General features: G+C 64.9%; 17 protein-coding genes, 1 tRNA gene and 1 other annotated feature. Of the genes, 3 read left to right on the top strand and 15 right to left on the bottom strand.

Annotation, left to right across the window (positions count from 1 at the left end; translation table 11 throughout):
• Positions 1 to 10 precede the first annotated feature (10 nt).
• The 15 genes from istA to C664_RS18870 form a co-directional block, all read right to left on the bottom strand.
• Positions 11 to 766, bottom strand: coding sequence for an IS21 family transposase (istA, locus tag C664_RS18940; RefSeq protein WP_232435141.1), 756 nt, complete (start codon positions 764 to 766; stop codon positions 11 to 13).
• Positions 767 to 1,404: 638 nt separating this feature from the next.
• Positions 1,405 to 2,636 (bottom strand): IS3 family transposase gene (locus tag C664_RS18935; protein WP_443080617.1). Its coding sequence is split into 2 segments (ribosomal slippage): positions 1,405 to 2,345 and positions 2,345 to 2,636, totalling 1,233 coding nucleotides; the frame shifts between segments, so codons are not numbered across the junction.
• Positions 2,242 to 2,358 (bottom strand) — a sequence feature (AL1L pseudoknot). It overlaps the preceding gene by 117 nt.
• A 47-nt stretch (positions 2,637 to 2,683) precedes the next feature.
• A complete protein-coding gene (locus tag C664_RS20750; protein ID WP_004292469.1) occupies positions 2,684 to 2,839 on the bottom strand; it encodes a hypothetical protein in 156 nt (51 codons plus the stop codon).
• Between the two features lie 1,295 nt (positions 2,840 to 4,134).
• Positions 4,135 to 4,722, bottom strand: a complete 588-nt coding sequence (locus C664_RS18920) for a recombinase family protein (RefSeq protein ID WP_038012477.1) — start codon at positions 4,720 to 4,722, stop codon at positions 4,135 to 4,137.
• Positions 4,723 to 4,864: 142 nt separating this feature from the next.
• Positions 4,865 to 5,380 carry a BRO-N domain-containing protein gene (locus C664_RS18915; RefSeq protein WP_004292463.1) on the bottom strand — a complete coding sequence of 172 codons (516 nt, stop codon included), beginning with the start codon at positions 5,378 to 5,380 and terminating at the stop codon, positions 4,865 to 4,867.
• Positions 5,377 to 5,649, bottom strand: a complete 273-nt coding sequence (locus C664_RS18910; protein ID WP_004292461.1) for a hypothetical protein — start codon at positions 5,647 to 5,649, stop codon at positions 5,377 to 5,379. Before C664_RS18910 ends, C664_RS18915 begins: the two co-directional genes overlap by 4 nt.
• A 37-nt stretch (positions 5,650 to 5,686) precedes the next feature.
• Positions 5,687 to 5,998 carry a KilA-N domain-containing protein gene (locus C664_RS21310; RefSeq protein ID WP_443080705.1) on the bottom strand — a complete coding sequence of 104 codons (312 nt, stop codon included), beginning with the start codon at positions 5,996 to 5,998 and terminating at the stop codon, positions 5,687 to 5,689.
• A 228-nt stretch (positions 5,999 to 6,226) separates the two neighbouring features.
• Positions 6,227 to 6,302 (bottom strand) — tRNA-Ala (locus C664_RS18905).
• A gap of 76 nt (positions 6,303 to 6,378) precedes the next feature.
• Entirely contained in the window at positions 6,379 to 7,431 is a 1,053-nt protein-coding gene (locus C664_RS18900) for an L-threonylcarbamoyladenylate synthase (RefSeq protein WP_038012483.1), read from the bottom strand.
• A 10-nt stretch (positions 7,432 to 7,441) separates the two neighbouring features.
• Entirely contained in the window at positions 7,442 to 8,596 is a 1,155-nt protein-coding gene (locus tag C664_RS18895) for a 5-(carboxyamino)imidazole ribonucleotide synthase (RefSeq protein WP_004292458.1), read from the bottom strand.
• Positions 8,597 to 8,606: 10 nt separating this feature from the next.
• Positions 8,607 to 9,098, bottom strand: coding sequence for a 5-(carboxyamino)imidazole ribonucleotide mutase (purE, locus tag C664_RS18890; protein WP_004292454.1), 492 nt, complete (start codon positions 9,096 to 9,098; stop codon positions 8,607 to 8,609).
• A gap of 10 nt (positions 9,099 to 9,108) precedes the next feature.
• Positions 9,109 to 9,984 (bottom strand): bifunctional methylenetetrahydrofolate dehydrogenase/methenyltetrahydrofolate cyclohydrolase FolD, encoded by an 876-nt coding sequence (gene folD / locus C664_RS18885; protein ID WP_004292452.1) that lies wholly within the window; start codon positions 9,982 to 9,984, stop codon positions 9,109 to 9,111.
• A gap of 111 nt (positions 9,985 to 10,095) precedes the next feature.
• Positions 10,096 to 11,844, bottom strand: a complete 1,749-nt coding sequence (locus C664_RS18880; protein WP_004292450.1) for a potassium/proton antiporter — start codon at positions 11,842 to 11,844, stop codon at positions 10,096 to 10,098.
• 107 nt (positions 11,845 to 11,951) lie between these two features.
• Positions 11,952 to 12,590, bottom strand: coding sequence for a response regulator transcription factor (locus C664_RS18875; protein WP_004292448.1), 639 nt, complete (start codon positions 12,588 to 12,590; stop codon positions 11,952 to 11,954).
• Entirely contained in the window at positions 12,565 to 15,273 is a 2,709-nt protein-coding gene (locus tag C664_RS18870) for a PAS domain S-box protein (protein WP_004292446.1), read from the bottom strand. Before C664_RS18870 ends, C664_RS18875 begins: the two co-directional genes overlap by 26 nt.
• A 170-nt stretch (positions 15,274 to 15,443) precedes the next feature.
• Here C664_RS18870 and C664_RS18865 point away from each other — a divergent pair, with 170 nt between their 5' ends.
• From C664_RS18865 to C664_RS18855, 3 genes are all read left to right on the top strand, one after another.
• On the top strand, positions 15,444 to 16,667 hold the full coding sequence (locus C664_RS18865; RefSeq protein WP_038012474.1) for an ABC transporter substrate-binding protein: 1,224 nt from the start codon (positions 15,444 to 15,446) through the stop codon (positions 16,665 to 16,667).
• A 335-nt stretch (positions 16,668 to 17,002) separates the two neighbouring features.
• The gene (gene aceE, locus C664_RS18860; protein WP_004292443.1) at positions 17,003 to 19,684 is read left to right on the top strand and encodes a pyruvate dehydrogenase (acetyl-transferring), homodimeric type; all 2,682 of its coding nucleotides are present in this window, start codon (positions 17,003 to 17,005) and stop codon (positions 19,682 to 19,684) included.
• Between the two features lie 20 nt (positions 19,685 to 19,704).
• On the top strand, positions 19,705 to 20,019 hold a 315-nt coding region (locus C664_RS18855; RefSeq protein ID WP_004292441.1), incomplete at its 3' end, for a biotin/lipoyl-containing protein.

Below are 20,019 nucleotides of genomic sequence, written 5' to 3'. Positions count from 1 at the left end.
ACGACGTCCGTCAGAGCCCGGTTCGAGTGGCTTCTATATGCCGATCATCGGTGGCTCTATTGTGGCGGTCAGTGACAGTGCGGGCGCGAAACGGCGCGCATGCCCGGGCAGCGATGTCCCAGTGCCGGCAGAACGCCTCGAAGCGGCTGTTGAGCCGAACCTGGCGCGTCTGTGTGTCGTGCTTGTCGACCAGCGCCTTGGCGTTGTCGATCAGCAGCGTCTGCGGCCGTCCGCCGAAATGCGCAAAGGCCGCCTCGATCCCGGCAAACCACACGCTCTGGCGCTCGTGCCGGAACGCGCACGCAAACCCCCGGCGCGAATAGCCCAGCGTCGCCACGAACAGGAACACCCGCACCGGCTCGCCACCGATCAGCACCCGCGTCTGGCCGAAGTCGATCTGCATCTGCTCGCCCGGCGCAGTCTCGAAGCGGATCGTCGCACGGCGACTGGCTTCAAGCTCCTGGCGGAACCCACGGCACGCGCGCTCGACCGTGCGCAGGCTCGTGTCGATCCCGAGCTCCTTGCTCAACTGCTGACGCACCACGTCGCAGTTGCCCCGGTGCTGCAGGAAACGCTCCCGCAGCCACGCCTCATGACCGCCCAGCACGCTGTCGCGCTGCGGCTGCCGGTAGGGCACCGGCCCGCCCGCGTTCAGATAGCGCCGCACCGTGTTGCGCGCGATGCCCAACGTCCTGGCAATCCGCTTCGCGCCCCACCCCGACTGCCCCAACCGAACGATCGTCGTGACCGCCTCCGGCTCCAACATCTCCTGCACTCCGCAAACCAGACGGCGTACAGGATTCACCTCGCTGTGCTTCGTTTCCAACAGTGGCCTCCTTGCGAACGAGGGGGTCAGTTCCTCGTGTCGCTAGGGGGTCAATTTACGGTGTCGCCTGACAGGTTCCTGTGGGCAAATAACCAGACGGCGCAGATCTCGGTAAGGAGATCGAGGGCGGGAACCTGTCGGCTGTGTAGGTGTTTGAACACGCTATGGCCGCAGGGGGCATCTCCAGTCGAAGCCAAGGCCATCCACTCGTTCAACCAGCGAAGGACCGAGGTCAGACCGGGGTGGTCTTGATTCGACTGGAGAAGCTCGGCGACGTCCTTTAGTTCCTTGAGATATTCCCGACGACGAATAGCCCTCCCCTCGGGGTGTCCGAAGTAACTAGCCGTTCGTCTGTGGTGCGAACAATACTGACTAACGCTAGTGCGGGACTTCTCGCAACCGGGGAAGACACAAGGCTTGCCCCTGAACTCGGTATTACGTTGTTGAAGGGTTGGTTTCATGGCTAATTGTTAAAGAACGGAATATCAAGGGACGCCAGAGAGCCTAAGGACGATTGAACATCAGCGTATGAGGTCAAGTCCTTTGAATCGCCCCGGGTTTCGAGGAGGCCGGTTGGTTTAAGTTAAGACTGCGGTCTCTGTCTTCTCGGCGAGTTGCCGGAAGTAGTTTGCCTCAGCTTCGGCCGGTGGAATATAACCAATCGGCTCGAGCAGTCGGGTGTGGTTGAACCAGTGCACCCACTGCAGGGTGGCCAACTCCACCGATTCCCTGCTCTTCCAGGGCGCGCGGCGGTGAATCAGCTCAGTCTTGTACAAGCCGTTGATGGTCTCGGCCAGTGCGTTGTCGTAGCTGTCGCCACGACTGCCCACCGACGGTTTCACGCCGGCCTCAGCCAGCCGCTCGGAGTAGCGGATGGACAGGTACTGAGCGCCTCGGTCCGAGTGATGAACCAAGCCGTTGGCATCGGGCCGCCGTTCGTACAAAGCCTGCTCCAGCGCGTCGAGGACGAAATCGGTCTGCATGGTGCGACTGACGCGCCAGCCCACGATGCGCCGGGCGAACACGTCGATGACGAAGGCGACATACAACCACCCCTGCCAAGTCGAAACGTAGGTGAAGTCCGACACCCACAGCTCATTGGGGCGGCGGGCCTTGAACACCCGATTGACCCGGTCCAGTGGGCAGGGCGCCGAGGCGTCGGGAAGCGTCGTGCGGACCTTCCTGCCACGACGTACCCCCTCAAGCCCCAAGCGCCTCATCAACCGCTCGACCGTACAGCGGGCCACCCGGATGCCCTCACGGTTCATCTGCAGCCAGACCTTGTCTGCACCATAGACCTGCCAGTTGGCGTGCCACACGCGCTGGACCTCGTTTGCCAGGCTGTCGTCTTGCCGCGCGCGGCGACTGCGGAGCTGCGGGTTGCGTCGGCGTGCCGCATGGCGCCAGTAACAGGACGGGGCCATCTGCAAAACCCGGCAGATGGGCTCGACCCCGAACGTGTGACGGTGTTGGTCGATGAAGTGCTTTAGCTCTTCAAACGGCGGTCGAGCTCCGCCTGGGCGAAAAACGCGCTCGCCGCCTTGAGGATGTCGTTGGCACGGCGCAACTCCTTGTTCTCTCGCTCCAGTTGCTTGAGGCGCTCGCGCTCACTGCTCGTCAGCCCATCGCGCTGGCCACCGTCAATCTCCTCGCGCTTGACCCAGTCATGCAGGGTCTGCGGCACGCAGCCAATCTTGGGGGCGATCGATTCAATCGCCGCCCACAGCGAGGGGTACTCGCCTCGGTGTTCCTGCACCATGCGCACAGCGCGCTCACGCACTTCCGGTGAAAACTTCGATGATTTGTTCATGGCTCCATCTTCTCAAGAGTTGGAGCCTCCTCAAAACCCGGGGCGATTCACTTTGTGATCCCGTTATCACGGAGGAATGAACGGATCACCTCCAGCATCGAAGCTGTGCACTCGTCCTGCGGGGTCTTGGTCAGGTAGTCGAGAAACGTTCCAGCAAGGAGCCTGTGGAGTTCCTGAAGCTGTTCGCGTGGTGCGGCGCTCATACCTTCTCGCCTCGGTCCAACTTCTCCCATAGCTGTCGCCACTGCTCGGACTGCTGTGGGCTGGGACGATCCAAGCCAAATTCATCTCGGAGCTTGGACTCTCGGGAGTCCTGCAGCATCTCACTCAGGGGGCGACCATTGAATCGCTCCACATCACTGAGGGGTGAGATCTCGTTGTGGGTGTGGGCCTTGATCCTGACCAGTTCGTAATCAAGACTCTCTGCCTCTTCAGCCATCAACGATTCAACATGGGCGAGGTATAGCGCCAAGGCCCGACGAACGATGACTGAACCGGAGGGCTTCCATCCATGATGTTCAAAGAAGGATTGAAGCCAAGCCAAACGACAGAGACTGAGGGGATCTAGTCGGAACTCTCGGGAGTGGGAGTTAGTGTTTTTTACTCGGGAGGTAGCCATAGGAATCTCGGAGATACAGACGAACGCCTGCCGCTCATCTAGCGGGGAGCTGATGAATAGGGGCAGGAGTGACGTAGTAAGAGGAAAAAACCAGCGTGCCACCCTTGACGGGTGAATAACTGGTCAAGCCTGAGCCAGCCTTAGGCCGGTCTCTGGTTGTCTTCCTCGGAAGGCCAGAGGGGCGTTAAGGTGGTCTAGGGGATGATCTTGGTCAGTGATAACCGGTATGGATAACCAACCAAGAGGAAGCCGGAAGGCTTGATGCTACAGAGGGGCTGTAGCGGTCTTGAGTACAGCGAAGCTGTTCAACTCTCAAGGGATCTACAGAGAGACTGTAGAAGTCCGAGGAGGTGTTTATTGTTGATAACCTTCAATGATGAACAACTAGGGAGAGAATCCTAAGGATTATCCTAAGAGAGAAAGATCGGCTGATCCTAGATTCTCTTCAGAGGCTCCGCCATCCACAACACACCACACCCAAACGGGTATGTAGCCAGACTAAACCGGGGGCCATCACCTCCCCGACTGTCTGATCAGGTCTGTTTCACCGTCTATCGCGAGCCTGTGGTGTCACAGGGGGATAGGGGCTGTCCTGGCTCAAAGTGTCGTGTAGTCGTCGGGCATCCTTGCGGATATCCGTTGACTCAGCGGAGCAGAGGTACACGAGATCGTCTGATCCTGAGTTCCCTTCGTCGGCTCCGGGATAAGTTGCCCTATCCCTAAGGTGTCGGGGTTATGACCACATAAGCATTCCTTATTTATTAACCATTCGCCCCCTCTCCCACCAAGGCCAGAAGGAAGTCACCTCTCCCCTGCGTCCCTGAGTCCTCGTTAAGGGGTAGGTATCACCTGACCCCGTCAGTACCGCTAGGGAGAGCCTCAGGAGGGCTGTAGCGTGGCCTCTTTCTTGATCTTTGCCACGTAAGCCCGAGAGATCCCGAAGGCTTCCGCAGTCTGCCCCAGAGACTTCCCCTCGCTCAACATCTCCAAGACCTCTCGTCTCTGGTCTTTCCCAATGAGCTTCGCAGGACGCCCCAGTGACTTCCCCTCGGCCTTCGCTCGGGCTAGACCCGCTTGGGTCCGTTCCTTGATCAAGTCCCGTTCCATATCGGCCACTGCTGCAAGAACCTTCCTGATCAGCTTCCCAGCGGTAGAGGTCAAGTCAGTGGCTCCAAGTTGAAGGACGATGACTCGGATCTCCTGCGCTTCAAGATCCCTGAGGGTGTGTTCAACATCAAGAGAATCCCTCCCCAGTCGGTCAAGCTTGGAGACCACCAGAGTCTCACCGGGGCGGATGTAGGAACGGAGCTTCTGGAACTGAGGACGGGAGGTAGCGGGAGTCTTACCCGAGATCCCCTCGTCGGCGTACCAGTGTTCAACCCGATAACCTGCCTCCTCGATCTCCCTGCGTTGGTTCTCGCTGGTCTGGTCGCTGGTGGAGACTCGCCCGTATCCGAAGACTGCCATGTTGTTCCCCTTGGTGATCACTAACAGGTGGTCACGATATAGAGAGATGGTCACGAAGTAAATACCCTATGTTAGTGACCACATTACAAGGGGGCACCTGCGGCGGTCACTAAGCGTTCGTTAAGTGACCAGCTAAGGAGAGTCAGCGGAGACCGGGGAAGCTGTGGGCAAGGTTGTGAGTTGAACTGTGACAGCCATAGGCGAGGGACCGCAGAGGTCTGAGGGGGCACCGGGGGGTAGCCGCTCCAGCCCGCGCGAGAGAGACCCCAGACAATTTTGCGGTGAAACCCTCACGAGCCTGCCCCACCACGTAAGCACCGGTCTTGCTAATCGACGGCAGGACTTCCTTGGTCACCCAGTCTTGGAAGCGGCGGGCCTCGGGTTTGTCCGAACGCATCACCAGCTTGTAGAGACCGGACTCGGAGATCCATTTTGCGTGGTACATACCGCTTCCCGGGAGCGTTACCCCCAGTTCTGAACTGTGGGAAACCTCTTCAGAACCGAGGTAGAGCAAGTGATGGTGATGCCCTCCCTTGGAGTGGGGCTTCAGTCCGATGGTCTCTGCTACATCCTTGAGAAGAAACCACGGATCACCTTCGATCTCGACCACGCGGATCTGGTTGTTGTTGAAGTTGAAGAGTTGGACTGCGTTGCTCAATTTTCAACAGCTGATCGAAAACCCAGCGGAAGCATCTCAATCAAGCGCCGCTGCCGAAGAGCAAGCGCATTGTCAGGCAGGGGAGACGCGATCAACGTAGCCTGCACACCCGCCTCCGCCTTACCGAGGATCTCCTTCACGAGAGCCGCCTGTTCGGGTGTTCGCTCTGCTGCAGAAAGCAGCGCGATAAGCAATGTCTGGTGCGCAGAAACCTGCGCCTGTAGTTCCTCGATGCAGAACAACAACCCCTCTAACACCTTTTCGTCCATGACTTCCCCTTAACAGCTGTTGGTTATGCGGGAACCCCTATTCTATCCGCATCGGAGAAATAGCTGTTCTCCCAGCCAGTCGGTCATACGCACGGATGACCTTGAGGTGGAACGCGGGACTGATCCACATCGCGTAGGCATAGACCAGTTCCTTGCAGACGTAGGCGCCACCTCCTCGGCCCCACTTCGTAGAAAAGGTAGGATTTCCATCCTTTTCCATCTCGGCTATCAGATCTTCGGTTGATTCGTTCGCCAGCCAGAACTGAGGACGGTGTCGGTTCTCCCCGCCCGCTGCCTTGTGCAAATCGTTCAGGCAGTAGCGCCCATCCTTGTCCTGCTTGATGGTGATCAGTGCATTGCTCGACCTCAGAACGAGGGAGCAAGGGGGAGGGGCAACAAGACCCGCAGAATCTTGACCTGACGTGAACCGCTGTGGGAGCCTTGGTGCCGATGGTCGGTCACCCGGCTGTCACCCGTACGTCACCCTGAAACTAAGCAAGGATGACTGATCAGATCGAACGAGCCGGAAGCACAAAAGAAAAAAGCCCGAATAATCAGGCTTTTATCTTAGGGTATCTGGTGGACCGAAAGGGGATCGAACCCTCGACCTCCGCATTGCGAACGCGGCGCTCTCCCAGCTGAGCTATCGGCCCTGAAAGAGCGAGAATTATAGTGAGCCGGCGCGCGAAATGGAAGCCCCTTTCCGCTTCGGCGCAGCCATGATCAACCTCAGTCGTCCTCCGCGCCGGAGCCCACCGCGGCGCGCCCGAGGCGGTCGGCCACGGCAGCCCAGCCGGGCCCACCCGGCAGGGCTTCGATGAGGATGAAGTCGGCGTCGAGGGCGTCCGCGGCGCGCAGGTTGGCGTAGAGCTCGTGCGCGTAGGCGGCGGGATCGGCCGGCATCGCCTGCCAGATGAAGCGGGCGTCGTGCGGATTGGGCGTGGCGTGCGCAAGCACGGCGACGCGGCTACCCTCGCCCGCCAGCGTGGCGGCCTCGTCGGCGAGCAGCGCGGGTTCGACCAGGCGCAGCGGCGTGCGCGGGGCGTAATGTGCCGCCAGCGCGCCCGAGACGCGCGGCGCTGGTACGGCAGCGCCTTCGGTGGCCGCTGCGGGCTCGGTTTCGCCGCGCACGCGCGGACGGCGACCGATGACGCGGGCAATGTCGTCGGGCGTGATGGCGCCGGGGCGCAGGATCTCCGGCACATCGCGCGAGAAGTCGAGGATGGTCGATTCGATGCCGACCGCGCACGCGCCGCCGTCGACGATCATCGCCACGCGCTCGCCCAGTTCCTCCTGGACATGCACGGCGGACGTCGGGCTGATGCGGCCGAAGCGATTCGCGCTGGGCGCAGCGATGCCGGAATCGAACACCTGCAACATGGCCAGCGCGATGGAATGCGAAGGCACACGCAGGCCGACCGTGTCCTGGCCGCCGGTGACCTCAAGGGGCACCTCGGGCGTGCGCTTCAGGATCAGCGTCAGCGGGCCGGGCCAGAAGGCGCGCGCGAGCGCGATGGCGTCCTTGGGGATGCTGGCCGCCCAGCGCGGCAGGTGGTCGGCCGAGGGCAAATGGACGATGAGCGGATGATCGGCCGGCCGCCCCTTGGCGGCAAAGATCTTGCGGACCGCTTCCGGGTTCAACGCATCGGCGGCGAGGCCATACACCGTTTCGGTCGGCATGCCGACGATGTCGCCGGCGCGCAGCAGATCGGCCGCCTCGCGGATGGCGACCAGTGTGGGCGGTTCGATGCGGCCGCGCGGCTTGATCCCGGTGTCGCTCATCGTCGTGCGCTCACGCGTCGCGGATGCCGATCGCGGCACGCGCAGCCAGCGCGTGCTCCAGCACCGCGGCAGCATCGTCGCCAGTCACCACGAAGTGGCCCATCTTGCGTCCCGGGCGGGCGTGATGCTTGCCGTACAGGTGCAGCCGCAGCCCGGGCACGGCGTGCAGCAGCGACCAGTCCGGCTCGCGGTAGGCGCCGTGGCCCTTTCCGTCCTCGTACCACAGTTCGCCGAGCAGATTGACCATGACCGCCGCGGAATGCTGGCGCGGCGTGGCCAGCGGCAGGCCGCACAGCGCCCTCACCTGCTGTTCGTACTGGCTGACGTCGCAGGCGTCGATGGTGTGATGACCGCTGTTGTGCGGACGCGGCGCCATCTCGTTGACGAACAGCTCGCCGCGGCAGACGAAGAACTCCACGCCCAGCGTGCCGACGTAGCCGAGCTTGTCGGCGATGCGCTCGGCAATCTCCTGCGCGTTGTCCCTCAGACAGGCCGACGCCTGCGCCGGCGCGATGGTGACGTCGAGGATGCCGTTGCGGTGACGGTTCTCGCCGGTCGGGAAACAGCGCACGTTACCCGCCTCGTCGCGCGCCAGCACCACGGACACTTCGTAGTCCAGCGTCAGCATCTTCTCCAGCACGCAGGGCTCGCCCTTGAAGTGCTGGAAGGCGGCCACCGCCTCGTCGCGGTCGGCGACGCGGGCCTGGCCCTTGCCGTCGTAACCGAAGCGCGCCACCTTGAGCACGGCCGGGAACAGGCCGGCGTTGGCGTTGCGCACGTCCTCCTCGCTGCGGATGGCGGCGAAGGGACCGTGCGGGAGGCCGTTGTCGGCGAGGAAGCTCTTCTCCGCGATGCGGTTCTGACATACCGCGACCGCGCTCGCCGCCGGATGCACGGGGATGAACTTGGCGAGGTAGTCCAGCGTGTCTGCAGGGACGTTCTCGAACTCGGTCGTCACTGCGGCACATCCGTTGCCCAGCGTGTCGAGCGCGACGTAGTCGTCGTAGGCAGCAACCAGGTGGCGGTCGGCGATCAGGCCGGCGGGGCTGTGCGGGTCGGGATCGAGCACCCAGACCTTGTAGCCCATCTCGTGCGCGGCCGAAACGAAAAAGCGGCCGAGCTGGCCGCCGCCGAGCATGCCAAGGGTGGCAGGCGGGAGGATCATGATGCGACTCTCAATCCAGGGTCATGTCGAGCACCGCCTGGGTCTGGCGGGCACGGAAGTCGGCGAGCTTTTGCGCCAGCGCAGCATCCTCGGTGGCCAGCAGCGCCACCGCGAACAGCCCGGCATTGGCCGCGCCCGCCTCGCCGATGGCGAAGGTGGCGACCGGAATGCCCTTGGGCATCTGCACGATGGACAGCAGCGAATCCTGCCCCGACAGCGCCTTGGACTGCACCGGCACCCCCAGCACCGGCAGCGTGGTCTTGGCCGCGACCATGCCCGGCAGATGCGCCGCGCCGCCCGCGCCGGCGATGATGGCCTTGAGCCCGCGGCCGCGCGCGGCCTCGGCGTACTCGAACATCAGATCGGGCGTGCGGTGGGCGGAGACGACCTTGGCCTCGAAGGGCACGCCGAAGTCTTCCAGCATCTTCGCGGCCGCCTTCATCGTGGGCCAGTCGGAGTTGGAGCCCATGATGATGCCGACGACGGGTTTGGTTTCGCTCATCTCGCTGTCCTTACTTGCCGCAGGCGCGCGCGGCGCGCTCGGCGGAAATCACGGTGTTCTCGAGCAGCATGGTGATGGTCATCGGCCCCACGCCACCCGGCACCGGGGTGATGGCGCCGGCCACGGCCTTGGCCGATTCGAAATCCACGTCACCGCACAGCTTGCCGGCGTCGGGGCCATCCTGCAGCCGGTTGATGCCCACGTCGATGACGGTGGCGCCCGGCTTGACCATGTCACCGGTGACGAAGCGCGGCTTGCCGATGGCCGCCACCAGGATGTCGGCGCGGCGGGTATGGAAGGCCAGGTCCTTCGTCTTCGAATGGCACACGGTGACGGTGGCACCGGCGTTCGTCAGCAGCATCGCCATCGGCTTGCCGACGATGTTCGAGCGGCCGATCACCACGGCCTCGGCGCCCTGCACCGGCGTGCCGGTGCTCTCGAGCATCTTCATGACGCCATGCGGCGTGCAGGGAATGAAGGCTTCACGGCCCTGCGACAGGCGACCGACGTTCTCGGCGTGGAAGCCGTCGACGTCCTTCTTGATGTCGATGGCCTCGAGCACCGCGGTTTCGTCGAGGTGCTTCGGCAGCGGCAACTGCACCAGAATGCCGTGCACCGCGGGGTCGGCGTTGAGCTCGGCGAGCCTAGCCATCACCTCGTCCTGGGTGGCGCTTTCCGGATAGTCGAAGCGCAGCGAGCGGATGCCCGCCTTCTCGCAACCGGCGACCTTGTTGCGCACGTAGACCGCCGACGCCGGATCCCCACCGACCAGGATGACCGCCAGGCAGGGTTGCACTCCACGCGCCGTCAATGCTGCGGCGCGCCCAGCGATTTCGCCACGGACCTGCGCGGAAAGCGCGTTGCCGTCGATGATGCGAGCGGTCATCGGTAGAGCCTCGAAAAAGCGCACGATTTTACAGCAAGGCGCCCCGGCAGCGTACTGCCCTGATTCATCGCCCCGGCTCGCGGGAGCGCGCCCTCGTCGCGGGCACGTGACCTAGTCGCGCCTGGGTGCGGCCAGCGACGGGCACTTCAGGCCGACGGCAGCGATCACGCCACCCGGTCCCATCTCGCGCACGGTCAACACGAAAGCGCCCGCCACCAGGCGATCACCGACCACTGCCGGACGCCCCAGCCTGCGCCGCATCATGTCGCGTACCGACATGCGAAGCTCGTCGTCCTCCAGGCTCAGGCCGTAGGTCAGCGCCAGATCACCTGCGAGCGCCGACGGATCGACCACGAACTCGCCGAAGAAGCTGGCATTGGCCGTCAGTTCGTCGCCGCTGCTGGTGAAGAGGCGCGCGATCTCCCCCGACACCTCGTCCGGCGCCACCAGCCACAGCGAATCCCCCGGCAGCATGCGCGTGTTGAGCCCCATTCGCTGCAGCTTGCCACGACGCACCAGGGCCACGCAGCGCACGCTGATGCCGCCCGCTTCGGCGGCGACATCGTCGGGGTGGCGACCTTCCGCGCGCGAACCCGCCTCGACGCGATACTCCAGCAGATCGAGCGCGGCCTTGTCCCCCACCCACACTTCGCGCATATCGACGGGTTCGGGCCGCGGCGGCACATCGACCTTGAGCCAGCGCGCCGCCACCGGCACCGTCGCGCCCTGCACCAGCAGCGACAGCAACACGACCGCGAAGGCCACGTTGAACAGCAGGTCCGAGTCGGGCACCCCCATCATCACCGGAAAGATCGCCAGCGTGACCGGCACCGCACCCCGCAGCCCCACCCAGCTGACGTAGGCCAGCTCGTTGCGCTTGTAGTTGAACGGCCACAGGCCGATGGCCACCGCGATCGGGCGGGCCACCAGCGTCAGGAAGACCGCCATTGCCATCGCCTCCCACGCATGGGCCAGCATGTTGGTCGGCGACACCAGCAGGCCCAGTACGACGAACATCACCGCCTGCGACAGCCAGGCCAGTCCATCCATCACGCGCAACACATGCTCGGTGGCATGGCTGCGGCGGTTGCCGACCACGACGCCGGCCAGGTAGACCGCGAGGAAGCCACTGCCATTCAGGAGGTTGGTTGCAGCGAAGATGAGCAGCCCGCCCGACAGGATCAGCAGCGCATACAGGCCTTCGGCCAGGCTCAGCCTGGCCATCAGGCGCGACAGCACCCATCCGGCGATGAGACCGATCAGCGCCCCCAGCCCCATCTGGCTCACCAGCATCCAGGCAACGCCGGCCGCGCTCGCCTTCTCGGGGTGCAGCAGCATCTCGACCAGCGCAACCACCAGCAGGATCGCCATCGGGTCGTTGGCGCCCGACTCGATCTCCAGCGTCGCCTGCACGCGCTCGTTGAGCTTCACCCCGCTGTTGCGCAGCAGCGCGAACACCGCCGCGGCGTCGGTCGAGCCGACGATGGCCGCCAGCAGCATGCCCAGCCGCCAGTCAACGTCCAGCAGCCAGGTCGCGAAGATACCGAGCAGGCCGGCCGTACCGATCACGCCCCAGGTTGCCAGCACCGCCGCGGGTTTCAGCGCCACGCGAAAGCTCGCCACCCGCGTGCGCAGACCACCGTCGAGCAGGATCACCGCCAGCGCCAGCTGGCTGATCAGGGTCGCGATGAAATAGTCGTTGAAGACGATGCCGCCCGGCCCGTCCTCGCCCGCCAGCATGCCGACGCCGAGAAAGAGCAGCAGCAGCGGCAGGCCAAGCCGGGCCGAGATGGTGCTGGCCAGCACGCTGATGAACAGCAGCAGGCCCACAAGGAGAAAGAGTGCGTTGATTCCGGTCATTGCCGGAAATTATCACACTGCACGATTCCCGGAATCGATCCAATCAAGCGAACCCATTCCGGGAAAAACGGCATCGGAATCGGCAGGGCACGGACGCCCGAGGGGGGCTACCTGAGCAGCGCGCCCGGCTCCACGGTCACCACGTGCTGCACCAGTTCGGCCAGCGAATTGGCGCCCATCTTCTCCATGACGCGCGCGCGATGCACCTCGACGGTCTTGATGCTGATGCCAAGCACGTCGGCGATCTGCTTGTTGAGCTTGCCGACGATGATGAGATCGAGCACCTCGCGCTCGCGCTGGGTGAGATGCTCCAGCCGGCGTGCGGTATCGGCCTCCAGCCGCCGCTTGTCGCGATTCTCGCGCTCGAGCTGCAGGCACTGCTCGATCAGGCGCAGCATGTCGCGCTCGCTGAACGGTTTCTCGATGAAATCCACCGCCCCCTTCTTCAGCGCCGACACGGCCATCGGCACGTCGCCATGGCCGGTGATGAAGACCACCGGCAGGCTGCAGCGGCGGCGCCCCAGCTCCTCGAACAGTTCCAGCCCGCTCATGCCCGGCATGCGCACATCCAGCACCACGCACCCCGCCATGTCGGGGCGGCACACGGCCAGAAAGGCCTCGGCGGAGTCGTATGCGGCCACGTGGTAGCCATTGCCCTCGAGCATCCAGGTCATGGAGTCGCGCAGGGCTTCGTCGTCATCGACGACATGGATGGTCTGATCAGGCGCTGCGGGCAACTCGCTCACTGGCAAACTCCGTCGGCAAGGTAAACGAGAATATGGTACCCCCTTCGGGGTTCTCGTCGACGATCAGTCGCCCGTCGTGGAACTCGATGATCGAGCGGCAGATGTTGAGCCCCATGCCCATGCCTTCGGTCTTGGTCGTGTAGAAGGGCGTGAACAGGCGCTGGCGCCCCTCCTCGCTGATGCCATGGCCGCGGTCGATCACCGCCACCTCCACCGCATCGTCGCCGAAGCTGCGTGCGCGCACGACCAGCAGCCGCTGCTCGGGCAGCGTCTCGGCCATGGCGTCGAGGCCGTTGCGGATCAGGTTCAGCAAGACCTGCTCGATCATGATGCGATCGGCGAACACCGGCGGCAGCTCGGGCTCGACGTCGGCCACCAGCTTGATGCCGGTGCGGCGGGCGTCGATGTCGGCGAAGCCCAGCGCGTCGTCGAGGATGTCGGTGAGCCTGACGGCACTGCGGCGCGGCTCGCTCTTCTTCACGAACTCCCGCACGCGGCGGATGATCTTGCCGGCACGATCAGCCTGGAAGCTGGCTTTCTGCATCGCCGCCAGGACGTCCTCGGGCTTCCACTTGCCGCTCTGCATGCGCGTCACGCACCCCGCGCAGTAGTTGGCGATGGCCGACAGCGGCTGGTTGAGTTCGTGCGCCAGGGTGGAGGCCATCTCGCCCATCGTGATCAGGCGCGAGGTGCGCTGCAGGCGCTCTTCCTGCTGGCGCGACACCTCGGCGGTCTGCTTGCGGTCGGTGATGTCGGTGGCGATGCCCATGCGCACCACGCGCCCATCGACCCAGCGCGTAGCCTGCTCGCGCACGTGGTACCAGCGGCCCGACAGCGGGTGCTGCAGTTCGCCGTCGAAGAGTTCGCGCGGCAGGTCGGCCGGCGCCAGACCGCGCGGGTCGACACGGTAGTCGCCGCGTTCGGGCTGGGGCACGGCCACACCCCGCACCGTTCGTCCGACGGCATCGAAACCGTGGATGCGCTTGAAGGCGCGGTTGGCGAACAGGATCTCGTCGGTCCGCGCATCGGCCACGAACACCGCGGCGTCCAGCCCGTCCAGCACGGCCTCGAAGCGCTCGTGCGCCGCCTCCAGCGCCGCGCGCACGCGCTTGGGTTCAGTGATGTCGGTGATGGACGCCATCCAGCCGGTCTGGCGACCGCTGGTGTCGATCAGCGGCGACAGGTAGAAGCGTGCATCGAAGCACTCGCCGTTCTTGCGCTGGATGCGCATCTCGAAACCGCTCGCCGGCGCCTGCCCGGTCAGCGTGAGATGCAGGTTGCGCTCGCACACCGCCCGCGTCTCCTGCGGCCAGTAGGGGAAGGGCGCGGTCATGCCGACCAGCTCGTCCTCGCTCCAGCCCACCATGCGGCAGAACGCGGAGTTCACATAGACGATGCGGCCAGTCAGGTCGATGACGCGCAGGCCGGTGAGCACCGAATCCTCCATCGCCTTGCGGAAGGCGGACTCGGCGCGCAGCGCCTCCTCGGCGGCCTTGCGTCCGGTGATGTCGTGGGCGACCGCATACACGAGACGCTCCTCGCGCACCGGGTTGATGCTCCACACCAGCCACTTGTAGCTGCCGTCGACACAGCGGCAGCGGTTCTCGAACTTCACCGGCTCACCGCCCGCCAGGCGGCGCAGCTCCTCGAGCGTGGCCCCCACGTCCTCGGCATGCACGAAATCGATCAGCGACTGGCCGGGCAGGCTGTCGGGGGCATGGCCCAGGATGCGCTCGAAGGCCGGGTTGCAGCGGCGGAACGTGCCGTCGATGCCGACCACGCACAGCATGTCGAGCGACAGGTTGAACAGCCGGTCGCGCTCCTTCTCCACCTGCACGCGCCGCATCACGTGGATGCGCAGCGACCACAGGCTCCATAGCACCAGCACCGACAGGCCAAGGATCAGTACCGCCGGCAGCGCCTTGGGCAGATCGCCGCCAGTGCGCAGCGCAGTGGCGCGCAGGGCGAGCCCGTTGCCGGGCGGATCGAGCGCGAGCTCGAAGGACAGCGACTCGTCGATGTCCTGCAACGTCGAGCTGACCGCCAGCACCTCGCCGCGTGCGCTGCGCAGCGCCAGGCGGTACTTGTCCGCGAACCAGGCCGGCACCAGGTGGCGCACCATGCGCTCGACCGAATAGGCGCCCACCACCGCGCCGCGGAACTCGCCGCCGCGCAGCACCGGGGTGTAGACCTCCAGCACCGTGTCGCCGCGCGCCGTGCGGTAGGCGTCGCCATAGGCAAGCCGGCCGGAAGTGCGCGCCCGTTCGATGAGGCGGATCTGCTCGCCGGCCAGCGCTTCGCCGCTGAGCCAGTCGGTGGTGTCGAACGGCGCGGTCCAGCGCACGATCTGGTCCGCCCCCACCCAGGCGATGTTCGCCAGTTCGCTGTTGTTGGCGATGTGCTGGTTGGCCCGCAGCTGAAAGCCGTCGTGATCCAGCGCGTCGGCAGCGACATCGCGCGCGAGCTGGCCAAGGAACTCCTCCGTGCCCAGCATCTGCCGGCGCATGGTCTGCTCGGCCCATTGCAGGTCGCGCACGATGGCGCCGCGCTCGGTCTCGAGTTCGCGCTGCTGCAGCAGCCAGACCAGGGCCAGCATGCTCAGGGCGAAGAACACCACCGCCACATAAGGGGCGGCCCAATACCAGCGCGGCGGACTGCCGCGCGCGGACGCAGGTTCGGACATGGGAAAATGACGGCCAGTCAGGTCGCTGATGTGGATTGATGACGCGGCGCAATATCGGGCCACCGATTGTCGGCGAGCCCCTGTCCGCCCGTCATCCGGTTTAACCCGTACGCCGCCAGTCGGGTTTTCGCCAATATTTCAGCGCCCTTGCCAACCCCTACAGTCGAACCATGATGCCTTCCGCCACCCGGCGCCGCGTGCTTGCCGCCCTTCCCCTTCTCGCCGCCTGCGCACTCGGCGGACGCGCGGTTTCGGTCCGCGCCGCCGACATCGAGCCCATCCGCATCGGCGTCTGCGGCCCCTTCACCGGCGGCTCGAGCCCGATGGGGATCTCGATGCGCGAAGGCATCCGCATTGCAGCCAGCCAGATCAACGCCGCCGGTGGGCTGCTCGACCGCCCGATACAGTTGATCGAACGCGACGACGAGGCGCGCAACGAGCGCGGGGCGCAGATCGCACAGGAGCTGATCCAGCGCGAGGGCATCGTCGCCGCGCTCGGCATCGTCAACACCGGCGTCGCGCTGGCCAGCCAGCGCCACTATCAACTGGCGCGCATCCCGATGATCACTTCGGTGGCCACCGGCACCCTGATCACGCGCCAGTTCCTGCCCCCCGAGTTCGCCGACAACTACATCTTCCGCGTGTCCGCCAACGACAGCGTGCAGGCCCAGGTGATCGTGGACGAGGCGGTGACGCGCCGCGGCCTGCAACGGCTCGCCATTTTTCACGACGCCACCAACTACGGCGTGCTGGGCAGCGAGGATCTCATCGAGGCCTTGCGGCGGAGCCGGATCTCGCCCGTAGCGGTCGAGCGCTTCCAGCTGCGTCAGGCCGACATGACCGCGCCGCTGCAACACGCGCGCGATGCCGGCGCCGAGGCCGTGCTCACCTACGGCATCGGCCCGGAGCTCGCGCAGATCGCCAACACGCTGGCACGACTCAACTGGCGCGTGCCGATCATCGGCAGCTGGACCCTGGCGATGTCCAACTTCATCGACAACGCCGGCCCCAATGCAGAAGGCGCACGCATGCCGCAGACCTTCATCCCCGACCCGGCCACCCCCGCCGCGCGCAATTTCCTCGACGCCTGGCAGCGTGCGACCGGCACCCAGCGCATTCCCGTCCCCCCTGCCGCCGCACAGGGGTATGATTCTGCGCTTCTGCTCGCGGCGGCCATCCGCCAGGCGAACAGCCTCGAGGGTGACCGCATTCGCGCAGCGCTCGAGGATCTGCGCGAACCGGTGAGAGGCGTCATCATGACCTATGCGCGTCCCTACTTGCGCGACCAGCACGAGACGCTCACTTCGCCTCATCAGATCCACGTCGGCGAAGTGCGCAACGGCCAGGTCGTGTTTGCCTACGAGGCCGACCGCCAGCGCGCGATGTGGCCATGAACGGCCCTGGTTTCCACGTTTGCCTGATCGGCCGGGGGACTCTCCCTCCCTCCCTCGCCCCCGGCCGATCCTTTTCCCAAGTCCTGACCCTGCCCAAACGACGGCGCCCTCATCCCTGTGAGCGCGCCGTTTCTGTTCCATTCCACGGCGCCGCCGCGAACGCCCCGTTGCGCCGTCCGCGTGCACCTCCCTGATTTAGATATTGCACATAGCGAAAAGGCGTTTTATAGTTCGAAAAATCAGCCATCCGGTTGTCTGGAGGGCTGCGTCCGTACCAAACAGTGTCCTGCCCACCAGGCAGGGTTCGCCAACCGAACGTCATGAGGAGACAAACCATGACCGGAATCAGCAACGTTCTCCCGCAAACCGACACGGATGCGCAGGAAACGAAGGAATGGATCGAAGCACTCGCGGCCGTCGTCGAACACGAAGGCCCGCAGCGTGCCCACTACCTGATCGAGACCCTGATCGCGACCGCCCGCCAGGAAGGGGTGAACATCCCCTACTCGGCCACCACCGAGTACATCAACACGATTCCGGCCGAGCAGCAGCCGCCCTACCCCGGCGACGCTGACATGGAAATCAAGCTGCACTCCTACATCCGCTGGAACGCGATGGCGATGGTGGTGCGCGCGAACAAGAACACCAACGTCGGCGGCCACATCGCCTCGTTCGCCTCGGCGGCTGCCCTGTACGACGTCGGCTTCTCGCACTTCTGGCACGCGCCCTCCGAGCAGCACGACGGCGACATGATCTATTTCCAGGGCCACTCGGTGCCTGGCGTCTATGCCCGCGCCTTCATGCTGGGCCGCCTGACCGAAGCGCAGATGGACAACTTCCGCCAGGAAGTGGGCGGCAAGGGCATCTCGTCCTACCCGCACCCCTGGCTGATGCCCGACTTCTGGCAGTTCCCCACCGTGTCGATGGGCCTGGGCCCGCTGTGCGCCATCTACCAGGCGCGCTTCATGAAGTACATGGCCAGCCGCGGCATGATCGACGCCGCCCGCGCCGAGAAGCGCAAGGTGTGGGCCTTCCTCGGTGACGGCGAGACCGACGAGGTCGAATCGCTGGGCGCCATCGGCATGGCCGCGCGCGAAAAGCTCGACAACCTGGTCTTCGTCATCAACTGCAACCTGCAGCGCCTGGACGGCCCGGTGCGCGGCAACGGCAAGATCATTCAGGAGCTCGAGTCCGAGTTCCGCGGCGCGGGCTGGAACGTCATCAAGGTCATCTGGGGTACGGCCTGGGACGCGCTGTTCGCTCGCGACAAGAAGGGCATCCTCAAGCGCCGCATGATGGAAGCCTGCGACGGCGAGTACCAGACCTTCAAGGCCAAGGACGGCGCCTATGTGCGCGAGCACTTCTTCAACACGCCCGAACTCAAGGCGCTGGTGGCCGACTGGACCGACGACCAGGTGTGGCAGCTCAACCGCGGCGGCCACGACCTGTTCAAGATCTTCGCCGCCTACAAGGCCGCCTCCGAGCACAAGGGCCAGCCCACGCTGATCCTCGCCAAGACGATCAAGGGCTTCGGCATGGGCCAGGCCGGCGAGGCGATGAACATCTCGCACCAGCAGAAGAAGATGGATGTCGACGCGATCCGCCGCTTCCGCGACCGCTTCGGCCTGCCGGTGCCGGACGACAAGCTCGAGGAACTGCCCTACCTGAAGTTCGAGGAAGGCTCCCCCGAGTACAAGTACATGATGCAGCGCCGCATGGACCTGGGCGGCTTCCTGCCCCAGCGCCGCACCAAGGCGGCGCCGCTGGCCGTGCCCGCACTCGACGCCTTTGCCGCGCTGCTCAAGGCCTCGGGCGAGGGTCGCGAGCTGTCGACGACGATGGCCATCGTGCGCATCATGAACACGCTGCTGAAGGACAAGCAGATCGGCAAGCACGTCGTGCCGATCGTGCCGGACGAGAGCCGCACCTTCGGCATGGAAGGCATGTTCCGCCAGTACGGCATCTGGAACCAGGAAGGCCAGAAGTACGTACCGGAAGACCATGACCAGCTCATGTTCTACAAGGAAAGCCAGACCGGTCAGGTGCTGCAGGAAGGCATTAACGAAGCCGGCGCGATGGCCGACTGGATCGCCGCCGGCACGGCCTACAGCGTGCATGGCGTGCAGATGGTGCCGTTCTACATCTTCTATTCGATGTTCGGCCTGCAGCGCACCATGGACCTGTGCTGGGCGGCAGCCGACCAGCGCACCCGTGGCTTCATGATCGGTGGTACCGCCGGCCGCACCACGCTGAACGGCGAAGGCCTGCAGCACGAGGACGGCCACAGCCTGCTGATGGCCAACATGATCCCGAACTGCATCAGCTACGACCCGACCTTCCAGTACGAAGTCGCGGTGATCGTGCAGGACGGCATGCGCCGGATGTTCGCCGAGCAGGAGGACATCTACTACTACATCACGGTGATGAACGAGAACTACGAACATCCCGAGATGCCGGCCGGGGCCGAGAGCGACATCCTCAAGGGCCTGTACCTGTTCCGCAAAGGCGCCGAGGCCAAGGCCCCGCGCGTGCAGCTGATGGGCTCGGGCACGATCTTCCGCGAGGTGATCGCCGCCGCCGAACTGCTGAAGGCCGACTGGGGCGTCGAGGCCGACATCTGGGGCGCGCCCAGCTTCAACGAACTGGCCCGCAACGGCCACGACATCGAGCGCTGGAACCTGCTGCACCCGATGGAAGAGCCGAAGAAGACCCACGTGCAGCAGAAGCTGGCCGGCTTCGAAGGTCCGATCGTTGCCGCCACCGACTACATCCGCATGTTCCCCGAGCAGATCCGCTCGCAGCTCGACCGCACTTACGTCACGCTGGGCACCGACGGTTTCGGCCGCTCCGACACCCGCGAGCAGCTGCGCCACTTCTTCGAGGTGGATCGCCAATGGGTCACGCTGGCCGCACTGAAGGCGCTGGCCGATGACGGCGTGATCGGCCGCGACAAGGTCGCCGCGGCGATGGTCAAGTACAACCTCGACCCGGCCAAGCCGAACCCGATGTCGGTCTGAGCAGGCAAGGAGACAAGAACATGAGCCAACTCATTGAAGTGAAGGTTCCGGACATCGGCGACTTCGACGCCGTGCCGGTGATCGAGCTGTTCGTGAAGGTCGGCGACACCATCGCCGTCGATGACGCGATCGCGACGCTGGAATCGGACAAGGCCACGATGGACGTGCCCTCGTCGGCCGCCGGCGTGGTCAAGGAGATCCTCGTCGGCATCGGCGACAAGGTTGCCGAAGGCACGGTGCTGATCAAGGTCGAGGCGTCGGGTGCTGCCGCCGCAGCCCCGGCACCGGCCGCTGCCGCGCCTGCGCCTGCGGTTGCCGCCGCCGCCGCCGCCCCA

Origin of the sequence: Thauera sp. 63, assembly GCF_000310165.2 — a bacterium.
GTDB classification, from domain to species: domain Bacteria; phylum Pseudomonadota; class Gammaproteobacteria; order Burkholderiales; family Rhodocyclaceae; genus Thauera; species Thauera humireducens.
This window is presented reverse-complemented; position numbering and strand designations above follow the sequence as displayed.

Coding starts and splice junctions, on each gene's coding strand:
- istA (WP_232435141.1), bottom strand. CDS start 766: ATGTTGGAGCCGGAGGCGGTCACGACGATCGTTCGGTTGGGGCAGTCG.
- C664_RS20750 (WP_004292469.1), bottom strand. CDS start 2,839: ATGAGCGCCGCACCACGCGAACAGCTTCAGGAACTCCACAGGCTCCTT.
- C664_RS18920 (WP_038012477.1), bottom strand. CDS start 4,722: ATGGCAGTCTTCGGATACGGGCGAGTCTCCACCAGCGACCAGACCAGC.
- C664_RS18910 (WP_004292461.1), bottom strand. CDS start 5,649: ATGGACGAAAAGGTGTTAGAGGGGTTGTTGTTCTGCATCGAGGAACTA.
- C664_RS18900 (WP_038012483.1), bottom strand. CDS start 7,431: ATGAGCGACACCGGGATCAAGCCGCGCGGCCGCATCGAACCGCCCACA.
- C664_RS18895 (WP_004292458.1), bottom strand. CDS start 8,596: ATGATCCTCCCGCCTGCCACCCTTGGCATGCTCGGCGGCGGCCAGCTC.
- purE (WP_004292454.1), bottom strand. CDS start 9,098: ATGAGCGAAACCAAACCCGTCGTCGGCATCATCATGGGCTCCAACTCC.
- folD (WP_004292452.1), bottom strand. CDS start 9,984: ATGACCGCTCGCATCATCGACGGCAACGCGCTTTCCGCGCAGGTCCGT.
- C664_RS18880 (WP_004292450.1), bottom strand. CDS start 11,844: ATGACCGGAATCAACGCACTCTTTCTCCTTGTGGGCCTGCTGCTGTTC.
- C664_RS18870 (WP_004292446.1), bottom strand. CDS start 15,273: ATGTCCGAACCTGCGTCCGCGCGCGGCAGTCCGCCGCGCTGGTATTGG.
- C664_RS18865 (WP_038012474.1), top strand. CDS start 15,444: ATGATGCCTTCCGCCACCCGGCGCCGCGTGCTTGCCGCCCTTCCCCTT.
- aceE (WP_004292443.1), top strand. CDS start 17,003: ATGACCGGAATCAGCAACGTTCTCCCGCAAACCGACACGGATGCGCAG.